The 22,129-nt window shown below is 57.1% G+C and carries 30 protein-coding genes; 16 read left to right on the top strand and 14 right to left on the bottom strand.

Annotated elements, in window-relative coordinates; translation table 11 throughout:
• Positions 1-4: 4 nt before the first annotated feature.
• The 13 genes from ACZ2G3_RS20750 to ACZ2G3_RS20690 all read right to left on the bottom strand — a co-directional run bounded on the left by ACZ2G3_RS20750 (position 5) and on the right by ACZ2G3_RS20690 (position 9,249).
• On the bottom strand, positions 5-223 hold the full coding sequence (locus tag ACZ2G3_RS20750; RefSeq protein ID WP_139085877.1) for a hypothetical protein: 219 nt from the start codon (positions 221-223) through the stop codon (positions 5-7).
• 72 nt (positions 224-295) lie between these two features.
• Positions 296-703 (bottom strand): hypothetical protein, encoded by a 408-nt coding sequence (locus tag ACZ2G3_RS20745; protein ID WP_136858338.1) that lies wholly within the window; start codon positions 701-703, stop codon positions 296-298.
• A 114-nt stretch (positions 704-817) separates the two neighbouring features.
• Positions 818-1,351 (bottom strand): L,D-transpeptidase family protein, encoded by a 534-nt coding sequence (locus tag ACZ2G3_RS20740; RefSeq protein WP_420873160.1) that lies wholly within the window; start codon positions 1,349-1,351, stop codon positions 818-820.
• A gap of 26 nt (positions 1,352-1,377) precedes the next feature.
• The gene (locus tag ACZ2G3_RS20735) at positions 1,378-1,854 is read right to left on the bottom strand and encodes a DUF411 domain-containing protein (protein WP_470400243.1); all 477 of its coding nucleotides are present in this window, start codon (positions 1,852-1,854) and stop codon (positions 1,378-1,380) included.
• A 61-nt stretch (positions 1,855-1,915) separates the two neighbouring features.
• Positions 1,916-2,377: a c-type cytochrome gene (locus tag ACZ2G3_RS20730; RefSeq protein ID WP_470400242.1), complete on the bottom strand. Its 462-nt coding sequence runs from the start codon at positions 2,375-2,377 to the stop codon at positions 1,916-1,918.
• Positions 2,378-2,758: 381 nt separating this feature from the next.
• Complete coding sequence (locus ACZ2G3_RS20725; RefSeq protein ID WP_470400241.1) at positions 2,759-3,100, bottom strand: hypothetical protein; 342 nt, start codon at positions 3,098-3,100, stop codon at positions 2,759-2,761.
• A gap of 135 nt (positions 3,101-3,235) precedes the next feature.
• Positions 3,236-3,511 carry a type II toxin-antitoxin system RelE/ParE family toxin gene (locus tag ACZ2G3_RS20720; RefSeq protein ID WP_470400311.1) on the bottom strand — a complete coding sequence of 92 codons (276 nt, stop codon included), beginning with the start codon at positions 3,509-3,511 and terminating at the stop codon, positions 3,236-3,238.
• Positions 3,504-3,797 carry a type II toxin-antitoxin system RelB family antitoxin gene (relB, locus tag ACZ2G3_RS20715; protein WP_072298561.1) on the bottom strand — a complete coding sequence of 98 codons (294 nt, stop codon included), beginning with the start codon at positions 3,795-3,797 and terminating at the stop codon, positions 3,504-3,506. The genes ACZ2G3_RS20720 and relB overlap by 8 nt, the downstream gene beginning before the upstream one ends.
• Before the next feature lie 702 nt (positions 3,798-4,499).
• Positions 4,500-4,838, bottom strand: a complete 339-nt coding sequence (locus tag ACZ2G3_RS20710) for a hypothetical protein (RefSeq protein WP_470400240.1) — start codon at positions 4,836-4,838, stop codon at positions 4,500-4,502.
• Between the two features lie 73 nt (positions 4,839-4,911).
• Positions 4,912-5,658, bottom strand: a complete 747-nt coding sequence (locus ACZ2G3_RS20705) for a helix-turn-helix domain-containing protein (protein ID WP_470400239.1) — start codon at positions 5,656-5,658, stop codon at positions 4,912-4,914.
• A gap of 319 nt (positions 5,659-5,977) precedes the next feature.
• A complete protein-coding gene (locus ACZ2G3_RS20700) occupies positions 5,978-6,511 on the bottom strand; it encodes a hypothetical protein (protein WP_470400238.1) in 534 nt (177 codons plus the stop codon).
• A 133-nt stretch (positions 6,512-6,644) separates the two neighbouring features.
• A complete protein-coding gene (locus ACZ2G3_RS20695) occupies positions 6,645-7,649 on the bottom strand; it encodes an alpha/beta hydrolase family protein (RefSeq protein WP_470400237.1) in 1,005 nt (334 codons plus the stop codon).
• The gene (locus ACZ2G3_RS20690; RefSeq protein ID WP_470400310.1) at positions 7,639-9,249 is read right to left on the bottom strand and encodes an RcgA family putative transporter; all 1,611 of its coding nucleotides are present in this window, start codon (positions 9,247-9,249) and stop codon (positions 7,639-7,641) included. Before ACZ2G3_RS20690 ends, ACZ2G3_RS20695 begins: the two co-directional genes overlap by 11 nt.
• Before the next feature lie 87 nt (positions 9,250-9,336).
• On the opposite strand from ACZ2G3_RS20690, the gene ACZ2G3_RS20685 reads away from it, so the two are divergent.
• The 5 genes from ACZ2G3_RS20685 (at position 9,337) to ACZ2G3_RS20665 (ending at position 11,722) form a co-directional block, all read left to right on the top strand.
• Entirely contained in the window at positions 9,337-9,606 is a 270-nt protein-coding gene (locus tag ACZ2G3_RS20685; RefSeq protein ID WP_252930236.1) for a hypothetical protein, read from the top strand.
• A gap of 435 nt (positions 9,607-10,041) precedes the next feature.
• Positions 10,042-10,413: a hypothetical protein gene (locus tag ACZ2G3_RS20680; protein WP_231559105.1), complete on the top strand. Its 372-nt coding sequence runs from the start codon at positions 10,042-10,044 to the stop codon at positions 10,411-10,413.
• 88 nt (positions 10,414-10,501) lie between these two features.
• The gene (locus ACZ2G3_RS20675) at positions 10,502-11,122 is read left to right on the top strand and encodes a lytic transglycosylase domain-containing protein (protein ID WP_371927626.1); all 621 of its coding nucleotides are present in this window, start codon (positions 10,502-10,504) and stop codon (positions 11,120-11,122) included.
• A gap of 8 nt (positions 11,123-11,130) precedes the next feature.
• A complete protein-coding gene (locus tag ACZ2G3_RS20670; protein ID WP_042250071.1) occupies positions 11,131-11,439 on the top strand; it encodes a TrbC/VirB2 family protein in 309 nt (102 codons plus the stop codon).
• A gap of 4 nt (positions 11,440-11,443) precedes the next feature.
• Positions 11,444-11,722: a VirB3 family type IV secretion system protein gene (locus ACZ2G3_RS20665; protein ID WP_042250064.1), complete on the top strand. Its 279-nt coding sequence runs from the start codon at positions 11,444-11,446 to the stop codon at positions 11,720-11,722.
• Here ACZ2G3_RS20665 and ACZ2G3_RS20660 read toward each other — a convergent pair.
• A complete protein-coding gene (locus ACZ2G3_RS20660) occupies positions 11,649-12,065 on the bottom strand; it encodes a hypothetical protein (RefSeq protein WP_470400315.1) in 417 nt (138 codons plus the stop codon). The two genes, ACZ2G3_RS20665 and ACZ2G3_RS20660, sit on opposite strands and share 74 nt — an antisense overlap.
• On the opposite strand from ACZ2G3_RS20660, the gene ACZ2G3_RS20655 reads away from it, so the two are divergent.
• The 11 genes from ACZ2G3_RS20655 (at position 12,066) to ACZ2G3_RS20605 (ending at position 22,110) form a co-directional block, all read left to right on the top strand.
• Positions 12,066-14,090, top strand: coding sequence for a VirB4 family type IV secretion system protein (locus ACZ2G3_RS20655; RefSeq protein ID WP_470400302.1), 2,025 nt, complete (start codon positions 12,066-12,068; stop codon positions 14,088-14,090).
• Positions 14,083-14,307 (top strand): hypothetical protein, encoded by a 225-nt coding sequence (locus ACZ2G3_RS20650; RefSeq protein ID WP_470400301.1) that lies wholly within the window; start codon positions 14,083-14,085, stop codon positions 14,305-14,307. The genes ACZ2G3_RS20655 and ACZ2G3_RS20650 overlap by 8 nt, the downstream gene beginning before the upstream one ends.
• Positions 14,308-14,410: 103 nt before the next feature.
• Positions 14,411-15,496 carry a lytic transglycosylase domain-containing protein gene (locus ACZ2G3_RS20645; protein ID WP_470400300.1) on the top strand — a complete coding sequence of 362 codons (1,086 nt, stop codon included), beginning with the start codon at positions 14,411-14,413 and terminating at the stop codon, positions 15,494-15,496.
• Between the two features lies 1 nt (position 15,497).
• The gene (locus tag ACZ2G3_RS20640) at positions 15,498-16,286 is read left to right on the top strand and encodes a type IV secretion system protein (RefSeq protein WP_470400298.1); all 789 of its coding nucleotides are present in this window, start codon (positions 15,498-15,500) and stop codon (positions 16,284-16,286) included.
• A gap of 8 nt (positions 16,287-16,294) precedes the next feature.
• Entirely contained in the window at positions 16,295-16,993 is a 699-nt protein-coding gene (locus tag ACZ2G3_RS20635) for a VirB8 family type IV secretion system protein (protein WP_470400296.1), read from the top strand.
• On the top strand, positions 16,993-17,703 hold the full coding sequence (locus ACZ2G3_RS20630) for a TrbG/VirB9 family P-type conjugative transfer protein (RefSeq protein WP_373947145.1): 711 nt from the start codon (positions 16,993-16,995) through the stop codon (positions 17,701-17,703). Before ACZ2G3_RS20635 ends, ACZ2G3_RS20630 begins: the two co-directional genes overlap by 1 nt.
• The gene (locus tag ACZ2G3_RS20625; RefSeq protein WP_470400294.1) at positions 17,700-19,100 is read left to right on the top strand and encodes a TraB/TrbI/VirB10 family type IV secretion system protein; all 1,401 of its coding nucleotides are present in this window, start codon (positions 17,700-17,702) and stop codon (positions 19,098-19,100) included. Before ACZ2G3_RS20630 ends, ACZ2G3_RS20625 begins: the two co-directional genes overlap by 4 nt.
• Before the next feature lie 2 nt (positions 19,101-19,102).
• Positions 19,103-20,113: a CpaF/VirB11 family protein gene (locus ACZ2G3_RS20620; RefSeq protein ID WP_470400292.1), complete on the top strand. Its 1,011-nt coding sequence runs from the start codon at positions 19,103-19,105 to the stop codon at positions 20,111-20,113.
• Entirely contained in the window at positions 20,091-20,645 is a 555-nt protein-coding gene (locus ACZ2G3_RS20615) for a hypothetical protein (RefSeq protein ID WP_470400291.1), read from the top strand. The genes ACZ2G3_RS20620 and ACZ2G3_RS20615 overlap by 23 nt, the downstream gene beginning before the upstream one ends.
• Before the next feature lies 1 nt (position 20,646).
• Positions 20,647-21,729 carry a TrbL/VirB6 family protein gene (locus ACZ2G3_RS20610; RefSeq protein ID WP_470400290.1) on the top strand — a complete coding sequence of 361 codons (1,083 nt, stop codon included), beginning with the start codon at positions 20,647-20,649 and terminating at the stop codon, positions 21,727-21,729.
• Positions 21,730-21,795: 66 nt separating this feature from the next.
• Positions 21,796-22,110 (top strand): H-NS histone family protein, encoded by a 315-nt coding sequence (locus tag ACZ2G3_RS20605; protein ID WP_470400288.1) that lies wholly within the window; start codon positions 21,796-21,798, stop codon positions 22,108-22,110.
• The last annotated feature ends 19 nt before the right edge of the window (positions 22,111-22,129 follow it).

Raw genomic sequence — 22,129 nt, 5'->3', positions numbered from 1 at the left:
CTCTTCATTCGACACCCGGGGCTTGGGCATTGTTCAGGTCGGTCCAGTTACCTGGTTCCTGAACGCTGCGGCTTCGATAGGTGATGGCAGGACCTGCCTGCAGGTTTGAAACGGGAGATGTCGTGTCAGCAACGGTGACAAGCCCGGATGACGTATCCAGAGGCGCCAGCGGGGCGCAAGCCACCGCGACAAGCGGCATTGCAGCCGCAAACAGAAGTTTCATGTGATGAATCCGCTTTTAGATCAGAAGGATGGTCGCCGTGGCCCGTTCAGGCGTCGGCTTGCAACGTTCGGATCAGGCCCGCGGAGGGCGGCGCAGTCCTTCGGAAACTGTCAACTCCACCAGCGGAGCCGTACGAACGGCCTCGATCATCTGGCTCATCAGAAATGCCTGGGCCATATCACTGGAACTCAGAAATGCCGTAACCGGGCAGGCATGGGCCTTGCAATGCGAGCCATGTCCTTCGGAAGACGTGTCTTCCTCATGCACATGGTCTTCGACGACGACAGTGTTCTGGAATGAGTGATCTGAACTGTCACCTGTGAGGTGCTTGGTGTGATCGTCCCACCCATCGGCGGACGCGGCCGTCAGCATCATGTCGCATTTCAGATCCATCGACGCATTTCCAGCGGATGCAGTGACGCCCATCGAGACCAAGGTCACGACGAAGATCATAGCAAGCTGGCGCAGCACGTGGATCATAGGTGTTGTCTAATAGGGTGAAAGTTAGACATCAATGAATTTCCAGCGTCTTGCGCAGGAATGTTACCATCTCGGCGATCTGTTGCCGTTGCTCGAACGTGATCATTCAGAACCCTACGCATAAAGCATCACCGGTACACCCGGCTGCAGCATTGCATAGACATCTTCGATTTCCTGATCCGTGAGGGCAAGGCACCCAGCTGTCCAATCGCGGTTGCGTGGTGCGAGGGCGTTCCCCTCCGGGCCTCGCCCATGGAACATGATGTCGCTCCCCGCACTCCGACCAAACTGTGCGGCATAAGCCTTGTCCTGTTCGTTGGGGTAGGAAATGCCGACAGATAGGTGATACCTGCTGCGCGGGTTGAAGCGGTCGATGAAATACAGCCCCTCGGGCGTCTTTCCGTCGCCTTCGAACTGCTTGTGACCGACCGGCTGGTTGCCCAGCCCAAAATCATAGGATCGTAAGACTGTCTGGCCGTTCAGCAGGTGCATCCGGCGTTGGCCCTTGTAGACAGCCACCTGTGTTACCGGCGGGCCAGAGTATCGCTTGAATTGCGGTGCAGGGGCCGAGCTGGGCCCTGACGATCCGCATGCAGCAAGGGATGCGAGCATAGCCAGCGACGCATGTCGACGATTAAAGGTCATCATAGAGAGAGCTCCTTGGAGATCATGCATCAGGCCGGCGCAGCGGCGTATCGGTTAAAGATTGTGTGGCTTCCATCCTTGAGCACGAGCAGGACATCATAAGCCTCACGGTGGCTTTCCGGGCCCATTCCGGGGCTGCCATAGGGCATGCCCGGAACGGCCAGGCCAAGGGCGTCAGGGCGCACTTGAAGCAGTTTGCGGATATCGGTGGCTGGAACATGTCCTTCCACAAAATAGCCCTCGGCCAAGCCGGTGTGGCAAGACGTGAGGTCGATGGGCACGCCGAGGTCGATCTTGTGCTGCATGAGAAGCGTGCCGAAACGCTCCTCCCTCGTGACCTGAAAGCCGGCATTCTGAAGATGCTCTGTCCATTGCCTACAGCATTCGCACCCCCTGCCCTCCACGACATGAATGGCAGTGGATACGACAGGCAGCTGCCCAAATGCAGGCAGCGCGGTTGCGGCGGCGGCGGCACACAACACGAAGCGACGCGTGATAAGGTTCAACGGCGATCCCCCCAGAAAAGGCGCCCAGGAGCCGCCGACTGGCTTGTGGATTTTGCTGCGATCATTCTTCCGGTTCCTCACGGTCGGAGACCTCGGCCTGATACTCGTATTGACGCTTGGGCCACGTGCTTTTGATGTAGGCCAGGGTGGCGCGGATTTCTGCATCCGTCAGAATGCCCTCAAAGGCCGGCATGTCGCTTTCATATCCAGGCACGACACCACTGACCCCCAGCTTGGTCAGTGTGAAAAGCTGACTGTCGGAGTGGTGCCATGTATGCCCCGTTTCGTCATGGGGCGGTGCCGGCATCTGCCCGTTCTCCAGCGGACGTTTCCAGTCGGGCTGTCCTGCCAGATCCGGGCCGTGACATGACGCACAATTTTGCGCGTAGAGTTCTTTTCCTTGCGCGATCTCTTGTGCCGTGACGCGGACGCCCAGGAAAGTAGCGTCCGCGGTTTGGGACCGATTGACCTGTGCAAAAGCCGCCACGGCCGCCACACCGGCAAATGACAGCCCGGCGAGCATCAAGCCCCGTGATCTCATGCCGGTCCCCGCAAGTATTTGAGAAGGGCAGCAATGCCCAAGACTAGGATCGCCAGAATGAGAAGCGCGAGAACTCCGCAGCCCAGCATCATCATGGCCGCCATGGGGCTATTCATCATTGTCATGCCATTACCCTCCACAGAGGGTGGTAACGCTCTGTCTTCGAGAGCGCGTCGGCCGGAGTAACTCCGGGAAAATGACGACTCTGGAGAGTTGCATGCAAAATCTTCTGCATAGGACACCTGACTATCTGGATTTGAAGCGGAACTGCAGACCAAAGGGGACGCAGCAGTCCCGGCAGGGCGCCAGCACAAGGGGACAAAGTCATCTGCGCAAGCGTCGCCTGCCACAACAGCAGTTAAATCAGATGAATGGGCGTGGAGGGCTTCGTAGTGGCAGCCAATGCAGATCACTGAACATGACATCGGCAGGCTGCCGCCTCAGGAGACGCCGAGCCTGTCTGAGATCAGAGGTCTCTAATTCAGGAATCGTGACGAAGCCCCCCGCCGAACAGATCAGATTGCAGTCCGCCGTTCCAATTTCACCCCTGTCGCTGCAATCCAGGCATTCGGACATGCCGGAATGTGCCATGGCCATCATGCCGTCATCGGGTACTGACGCGGCAGTCGCCGGCGCAAGCACCGTCGATCCAACCGCAAATACGGTGATGGCGACAAGAAACAAGGCCCGCAGATAGGTCTTCATGATTATCGAGTTAGCGATATGCAGCAGAAAAATCCACGACAAGATGATCGCGTTGCCGTGACCGGAACAGGATAGATCTGACTGGGGCACCGCTGCTGAGCCGGCGCCCACCCTCGTCTTTCAGCCGATCGCTTATCAGGGCCACATCTGCGCGGCATGAAGCACGCGAAGGATCGTCACGACAGACGGCGTCTCGGCATAGATGACAATGTAGTTCGGGCGAACGACCAACTCACGTGTTCCCTGAACGCGTCCTGCCCGGCTCCGCTTGGGATACATTGGAAGTTGCGCGACCTTCCCCTGAATTTCCTCCATCAGAGCAAGGGCAGCCTCAGGATTGTCATCCGAGATATAGTCGACAATTGCCATGAGGTCGGCGACCGCGGAGGCTTTCCATTCGAGTTCAGGCACCCCGTTTGCCATCGATCAAGGCCCGGGCGTCACGCATGACCTGGTCATGTGGAACGCCAGGCCGGGTGTCTGTCAGCGCTTCCTGCACCTTCGCCCGAAACCAGCTATCATAGCTTTCAGGATTTGCAGTCAGACCGGCCGGCAGACCTCCTTCAGCCGCCACACGGGTCAGCAGGATACGGACTGCATCTGATAGGGTCAGGCCTACACCTGCCAGTGCGCTACTGGCCTGTGCCTTGAGATGATCGTCCACACGGACATGCAGCATCGAGGTATGGGTTGGCATTCAAGCCTCCTGTGTATCTCGTATGAGATACACAGTACCATAGGAAGATCAAGACTTGTTTGGTCTGATCTGGCTCAGCAGTCTGGAATGCTGCTTTAAGAATGAGACCGAAGGCATTGCAGTAATTATCGTTACGGCTTTATCCCCGATATTACCCCCGAAGAATGTGGATAAGTCCTTAGCGTCCGATGGCCGCCATGCGCGTCGATGCTGTCTTACGGCCGTGAGGCTGCTTTCCAAAAAGGTGTGGTGATCACAGTATCCGCCGATCGCGATCGCAGCTTCGAAGTGTCAAGCAAAAACGTCATTTTGACCTTTTGTCGGACCAAAAGGTCATACTGCTTTCCAGGTAGGCAAAAGCAGTGACATGCAGCAGTTCCAAAGCTGCAACGCGGATCAAAGAATGCCCGCCTCCCCTGCCCCTTTTTCAGAGTGTTCAAAAACGATCGTTGGTGCAACAGCGCTAAACGTGTTGCAAAGGCCATCGTAGAACGCCCTTTTGAGACATGTCGCAAAAGGGCACGGTTTTTGATACATTTTTTGAATCCGAACGGCCTCACTGCCTAGATGGAATAGACGGCTTGGCCGGCCACACAGAAAACTTCACGCTTTTTTCGCTGCACTACTGCAAGATGCGGCCATATTGGTCCCTGCCCTTTGAAAAGTAGGCGACTGGACTGCCACTTATCATGTCTGACAAGGTCAATGCCGCCTGCTGACCGCAGCGCCAGGCGCGGTCTTAGCATGAATACAGGTATGCGAGGGCTCAGGTGCATCAACCGAACCCAGTTTGACGCGTTCGCCCTTAATCTCGATAAAGACACCGGCGATCACGCTTGCCTGGCCTGAAATGCTGTCAGCATACACCGGCCTTGCGAAAGCGCAGCACAGGCCGAAAGATGTAAAAAAGCTTACGCCGAAACATATCACACCCTGGAAAGGTCTGGCATTGCTCCACAGCCGCAACCGGTTATCATTCATAGCCATTGCAACGGCGGCGCGAGAACTGCGGTTCGCTTTGAAAATGCTCAGCCTGCCCACCGGCTCGTCTTGCTCGGGTTGGAACCGCCGCCTAGGCATGTTTGCCTCCCGATGCGCGGCGTCATCTTTCCCTTCAAGCATAAGAGAAAGAGGTAGATTGGGTTTCAGTCCGCTTGGCGGACTCGCGTAAATCTATGGCTTTGCCCATCACTGCCAGAGCCTTCGCAAGATCTGAGTCCTCGATCTTAAAAGCTGCCAGGCCACCAAGGTCGAGAGTTTCGACATGCTCTGCTTCCATCGCGGCGCGGTCTTTGCGTGCCGCTTGGTCATCATCTGGCGCAGCTGGCCTGCCAGCCCACCGCCCGAGAAGCGCAAGGGCGCGCTTCGGTGCAGACAGGCGATAAGCATTGCTGACCTGCCGCACCTGCGGCCCGCGGCCCTCAGTCGGGACCGGCTCAAAGCGGCGCAGCCAATCCAGAAAGCCATGATCACGTAGTGATTTCAGCGCCCTCACAACCGCGTCACGCGACCGGCACAGCTTGTCAGTGATGTAATCAAGGGACGGGTCCAGTCGGCCCGACTTGAAGTTCACGAGATTGGCGAAGAGCGCCAGGACCTCCAAAGCGATGCCGCCAAGGGGGCCGTTCCTCTTGCCAGGTTCCTTCTTTGCCCGGTCATAGTATCGGGCGGCCATCAAGACCTTCTGTACGTCCTGGCGTGACGTCCCGCGCCAGAATGATCCCTCGCACGATCCCCTACGTCGCGAATTGCGGTGGATGGGTTTGCGATCGGCCGCAATGCCATCGGCACGCGCGCCATCAATAACGCCATTGATGCGTTTAAAAAAACTGCCGCGTTCTGCGGCCTCTCCGGTATTCATCTGCTGCTCCTCAATCAAGAAGCGCGGTGTCCGCAGGCAAGCCGTATCCGTTCGCACAGATGCGCCGTTTGCTCTTGATTTTCGGGAGTGGGAGGATAACTATAGCAAACAGAAATGAGTGCTAGTTCAGGTCGGCAAAACCTGAGTTATCGACACCAAGCCCCTCGTGCGGACCCTCGCGCGGGGGGTTTTCTTTTGGGCTGGTATTTTTATCTGATTTTGCGCGCTCCTCCCGTTGCAGGGACTTCAGCTTGCTGCGCGAGAGACAGGCGCATGCATGGCAATTGATAGAATGCCGATATGCTGCCAAGTGTTTGCATCAGTAAGTCTCCCAAATGACTTCGGAAATCTGACCGCTGTAATCTGTGGTCCTCATCGCAATGCCGCGCCTCGTTCCAGCCTGTTCTCCACCATGATACCCAACCCGGTCACGAACCCACAAAGGCGTGTCCTCCAGGCGGATACTGATCCAACGAAACTCGCCGGTCTCGTCGTAGAAACCGCGCTGCGTCGAATCTGATATATCGATGCCCTCACTGTTCCGCTGACCACGATAGTTGACGTGGTAGACCTCGATGCCGTCACGATAGCCCCTGATCTCGTCTGTCAAACCATCGCTGCCCATGTTGGGCAGCGACGGGAGACCGCTGGCCCGCAGCGGGCAGTTCCAGAGCTGCAAGGGCGGCTCAACGGGCCACGGCGTAACGCGACGGATCATTTCGATCCTTGCTGCTGTGCATTCCGCTGATGCAGGGAAGCCGCCAGCCAGACAGAGAAGAATTGCGCAGTCGATCGGGTAGGATTGCGCGGCGACACGCATCGGTGTCACAACCCCCGCCGACACGGCGATCATCACTCCCAACGTGACTTGGCCTAGACGACGCATAACCACTCCCTCAAATCAACAATCCTATACGATGCCTGTCATCAGTATAAGATCATATAGAGCCTTTGAGAACGCTTTGGCAACGCCTAGAGGTCATTCTTCACCCTGTCAGAAACCGGATCGTGCGAAGACCTGCCGGTAGGATGTAAGGTGGCAGCGAAAACGAATAGTGCCCGCAGTTCAGCTGTAGGGTGTCCACCCTCGCCCCGGCCTGGTTCAACTTGGTGATCAAGGGTTCCGCCAGATGGGGCAGCACAACAGTGTCTCTGGTAGCAACGACAATCAGAAGCTCCAGACCGGGCCGTGCCAACTGCTCTGTATAGTTTTCGAGATTCAGCGGACTCCACACCCTATTGAGTTGCGTGGTGTCGATCTGGCCCTCCAGGCTGGCGCGAATGTGCTTCGTGGCATCTCCAGTCCAAACCATATCGGCCAGACTACCTGCGGTTAGAAAAAGCCCTGCTTTCCTAACAGCTCTGTCTGTCGCGGCAACAAGGCCAGCGATCCAAGACCCAAGGCTTATGCCCAAGACCGAAATATGCTCATAGCCCTCACGTTCCAGGATGCGTATCAGCTTCCGCCCATCCGATACGGCTTGTTGAACCGACTGTAGTGTCCGGCCCAAATTAGAGCTGATCATATAATCCGCATATGACGATTCCGACCGGGACCGTTCAAAGTGATACGGCATAGCGATCTGGACTACCGTAATTCCCCGCCTCGATAGGAATGCAGCGATCTGCTTATATCTCGATCTCGCATTCCAATGATGAAAAATAATAAGAGCGCGTTTTTTGGTTATGCTGTCAGTTACTTTGGCTTGAATACGGTCGTTCTGCGCAACGCCCGTTTTAATATCAGACTGATACTCGATCCAGCCATCTTTCCATGTATAGTTGAAATCAGACTTCGCGGGATCTTCAAAAAATGAATCATCAGCGACAGCTCGCTCAGCCAAACGCATGAAATCAGCAATGCCAATATTTTCATTTTCCGGTGTAGGAAACGCAAGATGCGCGTCCAGACTGAACACAGTCTGGCACTTTAAGGCGTTTCCACGCTGCGCCCGTTTATCATCCCAACGATTCAGCCAGCTATGATACATCAACGCGCCTTTCCACAATGCCAGACCGCGATCCAAGCCATGGATCAAAGAGGCCATAGGCTGCGAGAAGTATGGAAAGACCGAGAACGATTGAAAAGCCATCGAACATCCCGATAGCCGTATAGGCTATCACCAAAGAAAGGATACAACCTGCCATTTTTACAGGGACACTTCCAAACTGCCGTACAAGTCCCACTTGGGAAATTACATAAGCGAACATAAACACTGTTACCATGACAATAAGCAGACTTGTATATTGGTTAGGGGTACTGAAGTCTTTGCGGCTAAAAATAGTGTCGTTCCCAACCGCGACAGCCAGAAAGTCATTCACGAACCAGCTTATGATATCACGACTGTCTGTAACCAAGTAAACAGACTGAAGCTTCATGCAGATGGCAATCAAGATACCTGATATAGCGCACCTAAAAACTCCTCTAGAAAGTTTTGCGCTGACTCCCAGGATAGCATCTGACAGGTTGTCATCATCAACCCTCTCCGATTGGCGTTTAATATCCCTATAGTCATATGCCAACGTGTATAGGAGAATGAGTCCTACGAAGAAAAGATAGAAGCAGAGACACATATACAGGTAAGCAATTCCGGTAAAAAATGCCTGGGCCATTACGGACGTCAGCTCAGGGCGTATGATGCCAATTGACCCCCAATCAATCGCATAATCGCGACTTCCATCAATAAGGGGCAACAAGCGAACACTGACCCACTGGAAAAGACCCGCAAATCCTATGCAGACGAGAAACACTGACCAGTAGGTAAGCGGCGAAGCCTCAACCTTTTTCAACCATCCATTATTGCCCTCTGTACTACCGCTTGCTGCAACAAGCAGGTTTCGTCCCTCATTTTTCCAGAAGGCTATGACCTCATGGCAAAAGCCGAGAAAGAGAGGCAGGAAGACCATGAAAAGAAGGGTCCAGTTTGGAGCCCAAAAAAAGCCTACTTGCTTCAATGGTCCATTGTTTTCCGCGTAGGTAATACTATGGACACCCAGGAAGACAGACATAAACCCAAGCACCGCCGCGCCGGCAAAGACTGATACCGGCAGGTCTAGGAACGATCCCCCACCAAAGATTGCCTCTGACGTTCGGGCCAGACTGAAGCGTCTTTTGGGCTGAGTATCATCAGGAAGATCGTCGTCGGCATCAATCACTATCCCGTCGCCAACTTCGACTGCTGTTTCCTCTAGGTTGCTTGCCTCAGAGGCGCTGCTGACCAAAGACTTCTGCCGCTCACGTCTTTGGGCAACCAGCTGCCTTTGCGATGCACTCAATTCAGCTTGCCAGGCGCTTGTCGCCTTGGGGTCGTCGCAGCCAAAGATCCGTGCAAGCCATCGGATGTTCTCTGGACTGATGCCTTTGTCGTTGTCTTGGAACCAGAGCTGGACAGTGCGTAGCTCTATCCCTGCCCGGTTTGCGTCGATCAATGAGATCGCTTCAGCGAGAAGGTCTGCCGTCCAAGGGCCTTTTGGAAATCCGTTTTCGTCAACCGGTCGCCCGGCTCCTGCCGCCGCGAGGTTCTTGAAAAGCACCTTGAAATCTCTACCACCAGCATCAGGCTGAACGAAAAACTTTCCATTTTTTATCAGCATGTTGGAGGGTTTCATTTCGTTCTGTTTCGCTCAATTTCGTATCGTGCCGTGATCAGGCCGCGGACCATAGTTCATTAACCAGAAATGAACAAATCGCCGGTGGATGGAACGCGCTGCGTTGCCACACACCGCGCCGCCCCTGGGAGTAATGATATGGGTATTCAAGGCAGCAAAATCGTGTCCGTCGATGACGATACTACTGGATCGCTCAACGAGAGAGAGCAGGCTCATCCGATCAAGCGTGTCTTGGATCAGGGATCGCGGGAAGTCGTGGGTTGGCTCTACAAGTGGAACACTGGGCATGTCGCCATCATGTGGAAGGGCGAGAGATGCGAAAACGTGATCTACGAATGAGGAATGTGCAAACTGCACATTCCTCATAGCACCCTATAGCCCCGGCCCCGTGCATTAGGGCGGTCTTCGGGCCGCCCTGCTTATCTGTCACGCAAGACACCCATCGCGGTCCAGGCCCATCATCAGGTCTGCCCGCCATGCTTCTTATGAGGCGTCGCTTGGAAAGCCCATGCAAGACGCAGCAGCAAATCCGGCATTGTGGCAAAGGCATTCTGCCGCGGGCGGAAGACAATCCTGCACGCAACACTCCCCCTAGCCAGCACAAGCCGCACCCTCCGAAGTAGCTTTAATTTCATTGGTCAGCGCCCTACTGATGGATGCGCAAGAGAAAAGTAGCGTTCAGCAATCCTATAGGGTTGCTGTCAATATTATAATATCGTAGAACTGGGCTACCCGAGAAGGGTGCCTAGTCCTACCAGTTGGAGGACCACAGGCGTGGAAGAAATAGAGTTAGAAAAAGAAACGCCGAATGTGGTTACAGAACCCAGATTCAGAAAGCTCGTTGCTAGCGGCTATCTCGCTGAGGTCGTTTGCCAAGCGGCGGCCTACCGCAAAGCATCCGTCTGGTATGGCGAATGGATCGTTCGCGTCGTTAATTCAGAAGGGACTTTTGAAAAACTCCTCGTCACGACACCACGAAAGGTCGATGATATGGACGAAATTAAAGTCAGGGTTTTCAGGACAATTAACGGCCTTACTTCCTTCATGCATGAAGCCGGATTCAGGCACGTGGATGTTCCGCTGTTTGATGACGAGCGGACGGTCCATTCAACGTCAACAAAACCAGAAGATAAGAAAAAGAGCTAGGTCTTCACTATCCTCCTTTTCTCCGGCAATGGCTGGCTGCCTGATAGGGCTTCTTCCGCTTAATCCAGGCCACTCCTTTGCAAATGGCATGGTTCTCGTGCCCGGCTCCGATGGAGCCTTTCAATTCAGAGAACAAAGCAACGGCTTCGCTCGCCATTTCGGATCAGGCGGGCAGCCGATAATTCCAGAGGCTGAACGCCCGGCATCCCCTTCCCAAGACTCCATGTCGTTTCTTGCAGAACCGGAAAGCGGTTTTGTCGCGCCGCGTGCAGTTTCCGGAAGCGAAGAAATCCTCAACGCAATTGATCAGACCGCAATGCGCTACGGCGGTCACGTCGCCCTGCGCAAAGCCGGAATGTCAGTCATGGAATGGCGGCATTTCTACCGTGCCAATATTGAAATCGAGAGTGCTTACAACCCTCGGGCGCGGAGCCATGTCGGGGCTATCGGCCTCGGCCAGCTGATGCCAGCCACCGCCGCAACGCTCGGCGTGAATCCCCATGATATGCACCAGAACCTCGATGGTTCTGCACGATACCTGCTCCTTCTTCTTGATCGGTTCGGATCAATGGAGCTGGCACTGGCTGGTTATAACGCTGGCCCTGAAGCTGTCGCGCGCCACGGGGGCATTCCGCCCTACCGCGAAACCCAAGGCCACGTCCGCAAGGTGATGGCCGTCTTTTCCCGATTGAACGGAGACATCCTATGACCAAATCAATGCCGGTTTCGGCACTCAACCTGCTGCTCTTTGCCTTGCTGGCTGTCGGCCTTTTCATGCTGATGACCGAGCCTGCAATGGCCCAGGGGCAGATCAACCTCAGCCCGATTACGAACATTCTGACCGGAATTGCCGACACCCTTACCGGGCCGCTTGGCCGGGCCATGGCAACGCTGGCTGTGATCGGCATCGGCGCGGCTTGGCTGATGGGCTACGTCGATTTCCGCACTGTCGTCTATGTCGTCGCGGGCATCGCCATCGTCGCCGGCGCCAGCGTCATCGTGAACGCGATGTGGGGCACTCAGTAATCTCATGGTTAAACGGTCCCCGCTGTTCCTCGGCCTCATTCGCCCGGCCCGCATTATGGGTCTTCCGATGTTCTATGCCGTGATCTGGATGGTGGGGTCCGTCCTGGCTTTCGTGTGGGTCCAGAGTTTCTGGACCCTCACATTCACGGCCCTGTCCTATCCGGCCCTTTGGATCGCTGCCGAATGGGACCCGCATTTTTTCGATGTGGTCACGGTCGTAAGCAAAAAAACCCGCCGAACCAAAAACCGCGATCAATGGGGTGCTGATAGCTATGAACCGTAATCTTCGGATTGGGCCTGCCGCCCTTGATGCCCTGCCAGCATGGGCCAGCCGGGAACAATCGGTGGCTTCCATGCTGCCATATGTCTCGCTGATCGACGACCTGACCATCCGCACCAGGGGCAATGAGCTGTTCCAGTGTATCCGCGTCTCCGGGCTGAACAGCCTGACGGTCGCCGATGAAAAGCTGGACCGGATGAAGGAAATTTTCGCCAGCATCATCGCCCAGACCGGCGACAAGTTTGCCTATACCGTCCACAAGGTATCGCGCCGCATCGACACGGCCCTTCCGCCCGTCGCGGATGATGGGCTTGCTGCCCAGATCGACCGGCGTTGGCAGGCCCATATGAGCCGCGCCAACCTGCGCGAACACACCATCACCATAACCGTCATCAAGCGTCCTGACGTGCTGTCGAAGATCCCGTTCTCGCAGCGCCAGTCTCAGGAAGCTCTGGCCCGGCAGATCGACGGCCAGGTGGGCCAGCTGCAAGAGGTCGTGGAGTTTCTCTGCTCGGCTTTGTCAGGCATGAACCCGCAAGTGCTGACCGCATCTAGCGGTCAACTGCTTGGCTTTCTCGAAAGCATCAATACCGGGATCGAGGTTCCGACATTTCACACGTCGCTGGACCGGACCATTGCGGAAACCGTCAGCAACACACGCGTCACCTTCAAGGGCGACAAGATTTACCTGACCGGGGGCAGCCTGCCGGATCGGGTGGGCATGATCTACTCGATCAAAGAGTTTCCGCGCGAGTCCTTCGTGACCATGTTCGATGAACTGGACCTGCCCGTCGATATGGTGGTGTCGAACTACTACGTTCCGGTCAACAGCGGCATCATGGAAGAGCGGATCGCGCGGGAACTGCGCCGCCGCGCCGCGATCAACGACAAGGCCGCCAACCTAATCGAGGCCGTGCAACAGGCGCAAAACCGTCTGGCTTCCGGTGAGATTTCTTTCGGGCAGCATCAGATGGCGGTCGCCGTCTATGCTGACAGCGAAGCGGAGTTGGCAAAGATCAGCTCGATGATTCGCAACATCGCCGTAGGCGCGGGCGTCAAGATGATCGCGCAGGGCTATACGGCCCGCACCGTCTATTTCGGCCAGCATCCCTGCAACCGTGCCTTCCGCATCCGCGAAGGCGCGATCACCAATGAACAGTTTGCCGACTTCGCGGCGCTGCATCGTGCTGCGATGGGCAAGAGCAGTGAAAATGTGCCTTGGGCCACTCCGATTACGTGGTTTCCGACAATTTCGCGCAGTGCCTACCGCTTCAACTTCCATGAAGAAGGCGATCCGAAAAAGGAACCAAGCAACGGTCACACGCTGGTCCTTGGCCGCATGGGGTCGGGCAAATCCGTGCAGGCGGCATTCCTGGCTGCACAAGCGCAACGTGTCGGCGCGCGGGTCTTTGTCTTCGACTATCGCCGGGGCATGGAAATGGCCGTGCGCGCCTTGGGCGGCCGGTATTCCGAACTGAAGGCAGGCGAACGCACGGGCCTCAATCCTCTTTGGATCGAGACGGACACGTCCGGACAGGAATGGCTGAGCGATTGGATCATTCACCTGATGGAAACCGGCCATAGCCAGCTCCAGCCGGAACAGTCCCGCGCGGTGCGCGACGCTGTGCGCCAAAACGCAGAGGCGCGAAATCCCAACCTGCGGACCTGGACGCAGTTTGCACAGCTGGTCGGCTCCACCCATGACGGGGGCGCGCTGGCGGAACGGCTGAACGAGTGGACCGAGGGAAACCGCTTCGGCTGGATTTTCGGGCGCGAGGTCGAGGATACCTTCTCGCTGGACGGCCAGTTTGTCGGCTTCGACCTGACGGACATTCTGGATAGCGAAAACCAGAAAGCCCGCATGGCGGTCCTGTCCTACATCTTCCGGCGCATCGAGCGGCAGATCGAGGACAAGCGCCCCACGATCATCGTCATTGATGAAGCGTGGAAGGCGCTGGACAACACCTACTTTGCGGGCCGCATCGAAAACTGGCTGGTCACGGCGCGCAAGCAGAACACGGTCGTCGTGATGATGACGCAGTTTGCGCATCAGCTGAACGCAACTGCACATGGGCGGACCCTGCTCCAGGCGCTGCCCACGAAGATGCTGCTGCCGAACAAGGACGCCGGTGCCTCTGACTATGACGGGCTCGGACTGAACCAGAAAGAACTGGAAATCCTCATGGGCGTGAATCCCGGTTCGCGGATCGCCCTGCTGCGGTCGGATGACGGCTCGCATGTCATCGACACCGATCTTTCGGCCCTTGGCCCACTCCTGACCATCCTCGGCGGCATGAAGGCCGGTGAGGCGCTGGTCGGCGCGGACTACCGGACCCGCCCTGATTTTTGGAAAGGATTTGAAAATGCGTAAGCGTACCCTCTGCGCCGTTTTGGCGTCCCTTGCCCTGTCTGCTTGCGCTGGCACCCAATCGAAACCGGTCAGCAGCAAGTGCTTCAATGCACGCGGCGATCTGACCTGCGAACTCCGGCCCTTGGAAGAATTGTGGGGCGAAGCGCGCCAGGACGCCGTGCGACAGGTGGGTGTCTATGAGGGCGCGGTCGAGGACGGTCCTTATGCGCAACGGTGATCCTCGCTCCATGCCCGCAAAAGGCCCGCGCGAGACGTCAAGAATCGAGCAAGGGACTGCGGGCAGCTTACGGGTAGCTCTGGCGGCCCCTGTTCTTGCCCTGATGCTGTCCAGCACGGCGATGGCGCAAGGTGTGCCGGTTGTCGATCCGGCCAAGAATGCCCGCGAGGCGGAAATTACCCTGCGGCTTGAAGCGGACCTCGTTCTGCAACGCCAGAAGGCCGAAGAAGGCCGCAAGCGTGTTGAAGCCGAACGTGAGCAGGTCGAGGCGTTGGAGGCAGTCACCGAGGGAATGACCCTGCCCGATGATGGGGCGGGGGCTGAAGAAACGGTTCGGGGATTAGAAGAAGGCTTTGCACCCTCTGCGGAAGTCTATGCCACCGACAACAGCGCCGCTGCGGACCGGCTGTTCAGCGGCGAGCGTGAGAACGTCGAACAGATCATCATCCGCGCAGCGCAAGACACCCACCACATGCAGCGCGCCGGGCTGTCGCTGATCCAGTGGCGGTGCTGGTTGCAGGCTCTCATCTGGCAGGAAAGCCGGTTCAATCCGCATGCCCAATCGCCTGCCGGGGCTTATGGTCTTACTCAGATCATGCCTGATACCGCTGGTGATCTTGGCATCAGAAGCACCTACCGGAATGACGCTTATGTTCAAGCTGAAGGTGGCGCACGCTATCTGGCGCAGCGCCTAAACGACTTTGACGGCGATATGATCTTGGCCCTTGCCGCCTATAATGCCGGGGCGGGAAATGTTCGCAGGTATGGCGGCGTACCGCCTTTTGCGGAAACCCAGAACTACGTCCGGATCATCCCGACTAAGTATCGAGAATACATGGCAGCACTAGGTGCGGCCGACCAGATCGGCAGCATTGAGGCCAGCTATATGGCGAATGCCGACCGGGCGATGATTGGCGGGGCCACGGCAGAATATGCCGATGAAGCCGGGCAGGACATGGGGCTGGCGATGGCCCGCCTTGAAGAAGCCATGTCCCGTCTTGGGGATACCGGCAACGCAGCAGAGGCGATGGCCCTGAACAGCTATGTGCGCGCCGAATTTGTGCGCCTGCTGGTCATCAGGACGCGCCTCGTCGCCACCCGCTCCAAGCCGATGACGGCAGAGCAAATAGCGGCTGCCTCTGCCTTCGCGCAGGAGCGCGCATTCTTGAATTTTGAAGGGGAATTGTAAGATGCGGATTGCATTCAAAGGATTGATCGTCGGCGCGGGTCTGTGCCTGTCTGTAGCACTGCCCGCGCCGGTCACGGCGCAGGGCGTGCCGACCGTCGATACCCAGTCCATCGCGCAGCAGATCACGCAGATCAGGCGGATGCTGGAAGATTACGGCATCCAGAGCGACATGCTGGACCAATTCATCGAACAACTGGCCGAACTGCAATCACAGACGAATGAGCTGCAACAGATCTATGCCGTCCTGACCGGCAATGCCGACATTCAGGGCCTTCTCATGGGGGATGGTTTGGATGCGGTTCTCGCTCCGAAAATGACCAGCATCCTGCAAGCCGCAAATTCGGCATCCTCCGGTGACTGGTCGGGCCTGTCGTCGGGCTACCGTGAGCAGATACAAGCTGCCGCACAATCCACGATGATCGGGGCGGGCCTCGATCCGGCGCGGGTGGAAGAAATGGGCCGGGACGGCAACGTGTCGGAAAAACGCGCGGCATCTCAGGCAACCACCGGGGCGATGGTGGCGGCCTCGGCCGACACCGCACAGCGCGAAACAGCTGTCAGTCTCCAGCGCCTAGACCGTCTAGTAGGGGAAATTCCGCAGCAGACCGGCATCAAGGAGGCCATCGACCTGAACACCCGGATGATGGGTGAGGCCGTCAGCGAGTTGATCAAGAACAACCAGCTTCTCGCCATCCAAAGTTACGGGATGGGCATGTCGGACGTGTCGCAGGCCAGTGCCTGGGCGCAGGAGCAGCAGATGCTCGATTTCACCATGCCGGATTTGCAGTGAGGCCACCGATGTTCAATCGCAAAACCAATAAGGCGCAAGCCGCAGCCGTCGCCTCCCGGAGTGTTAGTGAGACAGAGGAAGAACTGATCTACGGCGAGCGCCGGCGCGGTGCCTTCTGGCAGAAATTCGGGGTCGCGGGATGGGGTTTTGGGGCCATCGGCTGCATCATGGCGGCGGTGATCGCGGCCAGCCATGAGACGCCCGCCCCGGTCCTGGTTCCGTTCGATCCGTCCAGCGGCATGGCGCTGCCGATGGTGAACCTGCAAACAATCTCTGTCAGCAACCGTGATGCTGTCGTGCAGTCGTTGGTCCACGCCTATGTGCGCGATCGGGAAACCTACAGCATGCTCGACAATGACCTTCGGGTCCGTTCGGTACTGGCCCGGTCCTCGGGGGTGGCGCTGCAATCCATGCGCAGCCTCTGGTCGTCAGAAAACCCGGACTATCCACAACGCAAATACGGGCAGAATGCACGCATGGACGTGGAGGTCCTTTCAGTTACGCGGATCACCAATGATCGGGCCCAGGTCCGGCTGCGCAAGCGGCTGCAGGATAACAATGGGGAAACCCAGGGGCTGTTCACGGCAACGCTGGCCTTTCGCTACGACACTACTGAGGCCCGTTCGCTTGAGGATGTCTGGACCAACCCGTTCGGCTTCTCGGTCTACGAATACGCAATCACGTCTGACAGGTTGGAGGTCCAATAATGCGGGGCATTCGTTTCGCCATTGCCATGTGCGCGGCCAGCATGGGGGCGTCGAGCGCCTTGGCCGAAGTGACCCCTCGGGCGGGCAATCTCGATGCCCGTGTCCGCTATGCCCAATGGGTCGATGGACAGGTCTATCGTGTCCAGACCCAGGTAGGCCGGGTTACCTCTGTGGAGTTCGGCCCGGATGAACAGATCACATCCGTGGTTGCGGGCGATACCGTCAGCTTCAATTTCGATGCGGTGCCGGGCGGCAGTGCGTTCGTGATGAAGCCCACAACCAGCGGTGCCGCCACTAACATCAACGTCTATACCAACAAGAGGCAGTATTACTTCGAGGTTTCGGAAACTACCTCGGCGCAGTTCTCCGTGGTGCGCTTCACCTACCCACGCGGCTCAGGCAGCGCCACGCCCGCCAACCGCCAAGTCGCCCGTGGTCCGCTGAATTACGACTACGGCGGCAGCATCGTGAACGGCACCACTCCTACGCTGGTCTGGGACGATGGGACCTTCACCTACTTCAAGTTCCGCAGCACGGGTGAAATGCCTGCGATCTTCAAAGTCACGGCAGGGCAGGAAATTACGGTCAACTCCCAGACCATGCCCGATGGCGTGGTGCGTGTGACCGGCATTAACCCGTTCTGGATGCTGCGCTTGGGGTCGGTTGAATCGACTGTGGGGATGATGAAAGCCGTGAGGTTGGTACAATGAGCGATCAAGAGACTATCGACCTGCGCGAGCGACTAGCTGGCTTGGAAAAATCCGACCCCAAGGCAGCTAAGAAAGTACGCCCTGCGGCGAATGCCGGCAAGATGGCCGGACTGCTCTGTGGCGGAGCGGTGCTGGCCGGGCTGGTCTATATCTATTCACAGCCTGAAGGTGCTGCTGATTTGGGGGTGCGCGAAGCCCGAGAGTTCCAGACTGAAGGTAGCGGCTTTGGCGACCTTGAAAATCGGCCGCGCCCTGCCCCTGCCCCTGAGCCTGTCGAAGTCGCCGCGCCAGAAGCCGTCCCGGCGCCTGTCAGCGAAAACTCCGAGGTGGTCGATCTGATCCGCGGTCTACAAGATCAGATTGACCGACTGTCCGAGGCCCCTGCCGAGGACGCCGAGGGTGAGCCTGTCGTTGACACAGAGGCCCTTGACCAGATGCGCAGCGAATTGAACCAGCTGCGTGATGAAGCAGAGGCGCGCGAACAGGAATTGCGCGATCAGCTGAGCAGCCGTGATCTGCAAATCGCCGGGCTGAACAATGACCTGGACATGATGCGGCTGCAAAGCGGCCAGAGTGTCATGCCGGGCGGCCCGGACGATTTGTTGACGCAACGCCGTCAGGCTGCCGATGAAGCGTCTCAGTTAGAGCAAGCGCGGCTACAATCGTCCATGGTTGCCCTCGGCGGCGGCGGCGCGGGTGCCGTCGCTGATGCAGCGGGCTTTGGAGATGGGGCGGCTGCGCAGCAGGCAGCGCGTCTCAGCAGTGACGCGCAGTTTGTCCGTGATGCCGGGCGTCCGGTGCAGGTCCAGCGCGCAGAAATCATCGTGAACCCGTCCAACACCGTCACGCAGGGCACGATGATTCAGGCGGTTCTGGAAACAGCCATCGACTCGACGCTTCAAGGCCCGATCCGGGGCCTCGTGACAACCGATGTAGTGGCCTATGATGGATCGCGCATCCTGATCCCGCGCGGGTCGCGTCTGATCGGCAGGTACTCGGCTGACGTGGATACCGGCCAGAACAGGCTTCTCGTGGCTTGGGAGCGCATCATCATGCCCGACAACCAGTCGGTGCAGATAAGCTCCTTCGGTGGCGATGCCTTGGGCCGTTCCGGCACCACCGGCGAGGTCAACAATCACTTCTTCCGCCGGCTTGGAGCAGCGGCCCTGATTTCCACAATCAGTGCCATCCCCTCGGCCTTGCAAGACGACAGCAGCGACGGGGGCGTGACCATTTCGACGGGCGGTTCCAACGATCCCGCAACCGGCGTGTCCAATGCCGTCAGTGGCGCAACGGAGTCTGCCATCGGCAAGTATGTCTCGATGCCGCCGACCATCAGCGTGAACCAAGGCACCCGGATCACCGTCATGGTGGACCGCGATCTGGAGATTTTCTGATCATGAACGACATGACCCATGGCAGCTATCTGGATGAAGCCTTGGCCCGCATCGGGGCTGTCATCGACAGCCCCGCATTGGTGGAAATTGCCATCAACCCGGACGGCCGCATCTGGTCGTTGGAGCATGGCGATCCGGCGATGAAGCTGGAAACGCGCGCGGCGATGAACCGTCAGGAGGTCATGGACCTGGGCCGCCGCATCGCCAGCGCAGGAACACTGACCCTTGGACGGGATGCGCCGATCATTTCGACTTCCGTAGATTACCGGGGCCGTCCGATCCGCGCGCAAGTGGTCGCCGCGCCTGCTGTGGAGGCGGGTGCAGCAATCTCGATGCGGTTCTTTTCGTCCCTGCCCCTCGACAAGATCCAGGTGAGATACCTGCACGGTCAGGAATACTCGGTGGATCAGGCCCGTGCAGAAACCAAGCTCGAATTGAAAAAGCTGGCGGCCACCGGCGATATTGATGCGGCCATGGCGTTCATCATCATCAACAAGATGAACGCCCTGATTTCGGGCGCGACCGACAGCGGCAAGACGGTCTTTGCGCGAAAGATGCTGTCCTATGTGAGCGACAGCGAGCGGATGATCACCATTGAGGACGCCCCGGAATTGAAGCTGACGCAGCCCAATGTGGTGACACTGATTGCGGATCGGGACAGCAAGACCAGGACGCCGGACATTCTGCTGACCTCCTGTCTGCGGATGCGGCCTGACCGGTTGGTGGTGGGCGAGGTTCGCGGCAAGGAGGCTATGACCTTCATTGAAGCCATCAACACCGGCCACGGCGGGTCAATGACGACGATCCATGCCGAAACCCCCAAGCTGGCTTTGTGGAAGCTCGCCATCATGGCGCTGAAGTCGGAATTGCCGCTAACCTATGCAGACACGCTGCGCTACATCGCCAGCTCGATTGACGTGGTGATACAGACCGGCCGCGCCGGGGGCGACCGGGGCGTGCTGGAATTTTACATTCCCGAAACCGGGGATAATGGAGAGACAAGCCATGCTTAACCGAAAAACCCTTGTGATCGCCATATCATCCCTTGCTGCTGGTGTGGCAATTGGCGGTGCCCTCCTTGGAAGTGGGTCTCAAGCTGAGACCGATTTCAGCACGCAATCCGCCGATAAGCGAATGGCGCAAAGCCAAGTCGAGCCACAGCCTTCACAGGCAGAACGGGACTTCATGGATTTCACCATGCCCGACCTGTCGAAGCCCAGAGAAGGACAGGAAGTAACCCGATATGGATGTGTGAAACCAGATCGGCCACAATGGGCAACTGATCTTCCACGCTCCGAGGCGCAAAAATCCCTGCTCCTGACTGCCCTCTATGACGCAGCACGTTATCAGGCCATCATTGAGAACAACTCGTGCCCCTGCGAAACCGAATATCCCTCTTGGGATGAAGCGGACGCGCAATATCAGCAGATGGCACAAGGCAGACCGACTGCGGAAATTGTCGAACTGAAGCGCCAAGCAATGCGTGAGGTTAAAGATTTCCAGTTTGACGCGCTGACAGTTTGCAGCCAATCGCGGGGTCAGTGAGATGACGGTTGTCGCGCTGATTGTAGACTCTGCTGAAACCTTCCTTGAAAATGCGGCCAGATCAACTTTCTTGGGGCTGGTCGAAGCCTCTGGCACCCTTGTCGGCTACATGGCCGTGTTGGCAGTTTCCCTCGTCGGCATCAACATGATGCTCCAGCTGCGCCCGATGGCTTGGACGAACTGCATTGGCCTGATGATAAAGCTATCCTTGATAGGGATATTTGCCTGGAACTGGAATCAGTTTTGGGCGGTCGCAAATGGCATCCTGAGTGCGATCGAGGCAACCGCAGGCGGCATCCTTGCGTCGAGTGGAAACGGCATGAATGGGCCAACAATTACAGACGGATTTGCGTCGGCCATAGATGATATGCTGGACAGTTTTTCTACGGCGGCGACGACGATAGGTCGTGAGATGGGCGGGTTTTTTGGAACCATGATCATGATGGGAATTTCGTCATTGCTCATTGGTTCGGTAGCTGCCGTTTCTGCCCTGATGATCCTGTTTCCAAAAGTCGTTATCACGGTTCTGTTGGGGCTTGCTCCCATCATGATCGCAATGACGCTATTTGAGGCGACAAAGGGATTTTTCGAACGCTGGCTTGCAGCCTGCATTAGCTGGTCCTTGTATCCCCTGTTCATAGCTTCAATCTTCTCGATCATGCTTTCCATGGGAAACGATATGATCAACCGAATTGGCACAGATAGCTATGACAGTATCGGTGCTTTCCTTCCGTTTATCGTGCTTATGATACTAATACTGCTGTGTGTCGCCCTACTCCCGACTATTGTAGGTAGTGTATCAGGGAACCTGCATTTGCTCGGTGTTGTCGCGGCTTCACAGAAGTTCATGGGCGGTTCTAAGACCATCGTGGGCACTGGAAAAAGCGCATATGGGTATAGCAAAAGTGCCGCATCAAATGGCTTGGCTCTTGCCAAAACCCCAGGGCAGACGGTGCGCGGAGAAAATGCACTTGGTCGCGCCGGGCAAGCCTTTTCCGCCCACCCATCTGTTTTTCAAGCGACGACAGGGGTTGCGGAGTCAATAAATAGAATGCAGGACAAAGCTCGCACGCTTGGAAAATAGCACCGTATAAGTAACGGACATAAAGGCAGTCTAAAAGACAGCCCTTATGTCAAATAAGGAGCTAAAATGAACTTCGATCTTGAAAGCATGTCTCTGAAAGAGCTTCGCGATCTTCACAAGGCTGTCGGTCACCAGATCGACGGTTATGAAGCAAAGAAAAAAGAACAGGCCATGGCTGCTGCACAGCAGGTGGCAGAGGAACACGGCTTCTCGCTCAAGGAGCTGCTTGCTGGTGGAAAGGCGACTAAGGCAACCGTGGCGCCGAAGTACGCCAATCCTGACAATACGTCTGAGACCTGGACAGGCCGCGGGCGTCAGCCCCGTTGGGTGAAGGGTCACATAGATGCCGGTGGCAGCATTGATGATCTAATGATCAAGTGACGACCCTAAGACTGAACAG

Source organism: Paracoccus sp. KKT209 (assembly GCF_055635455.1).
This window is presented reverse-complemented; position numbering and strand designations above follow the sequence as displayed.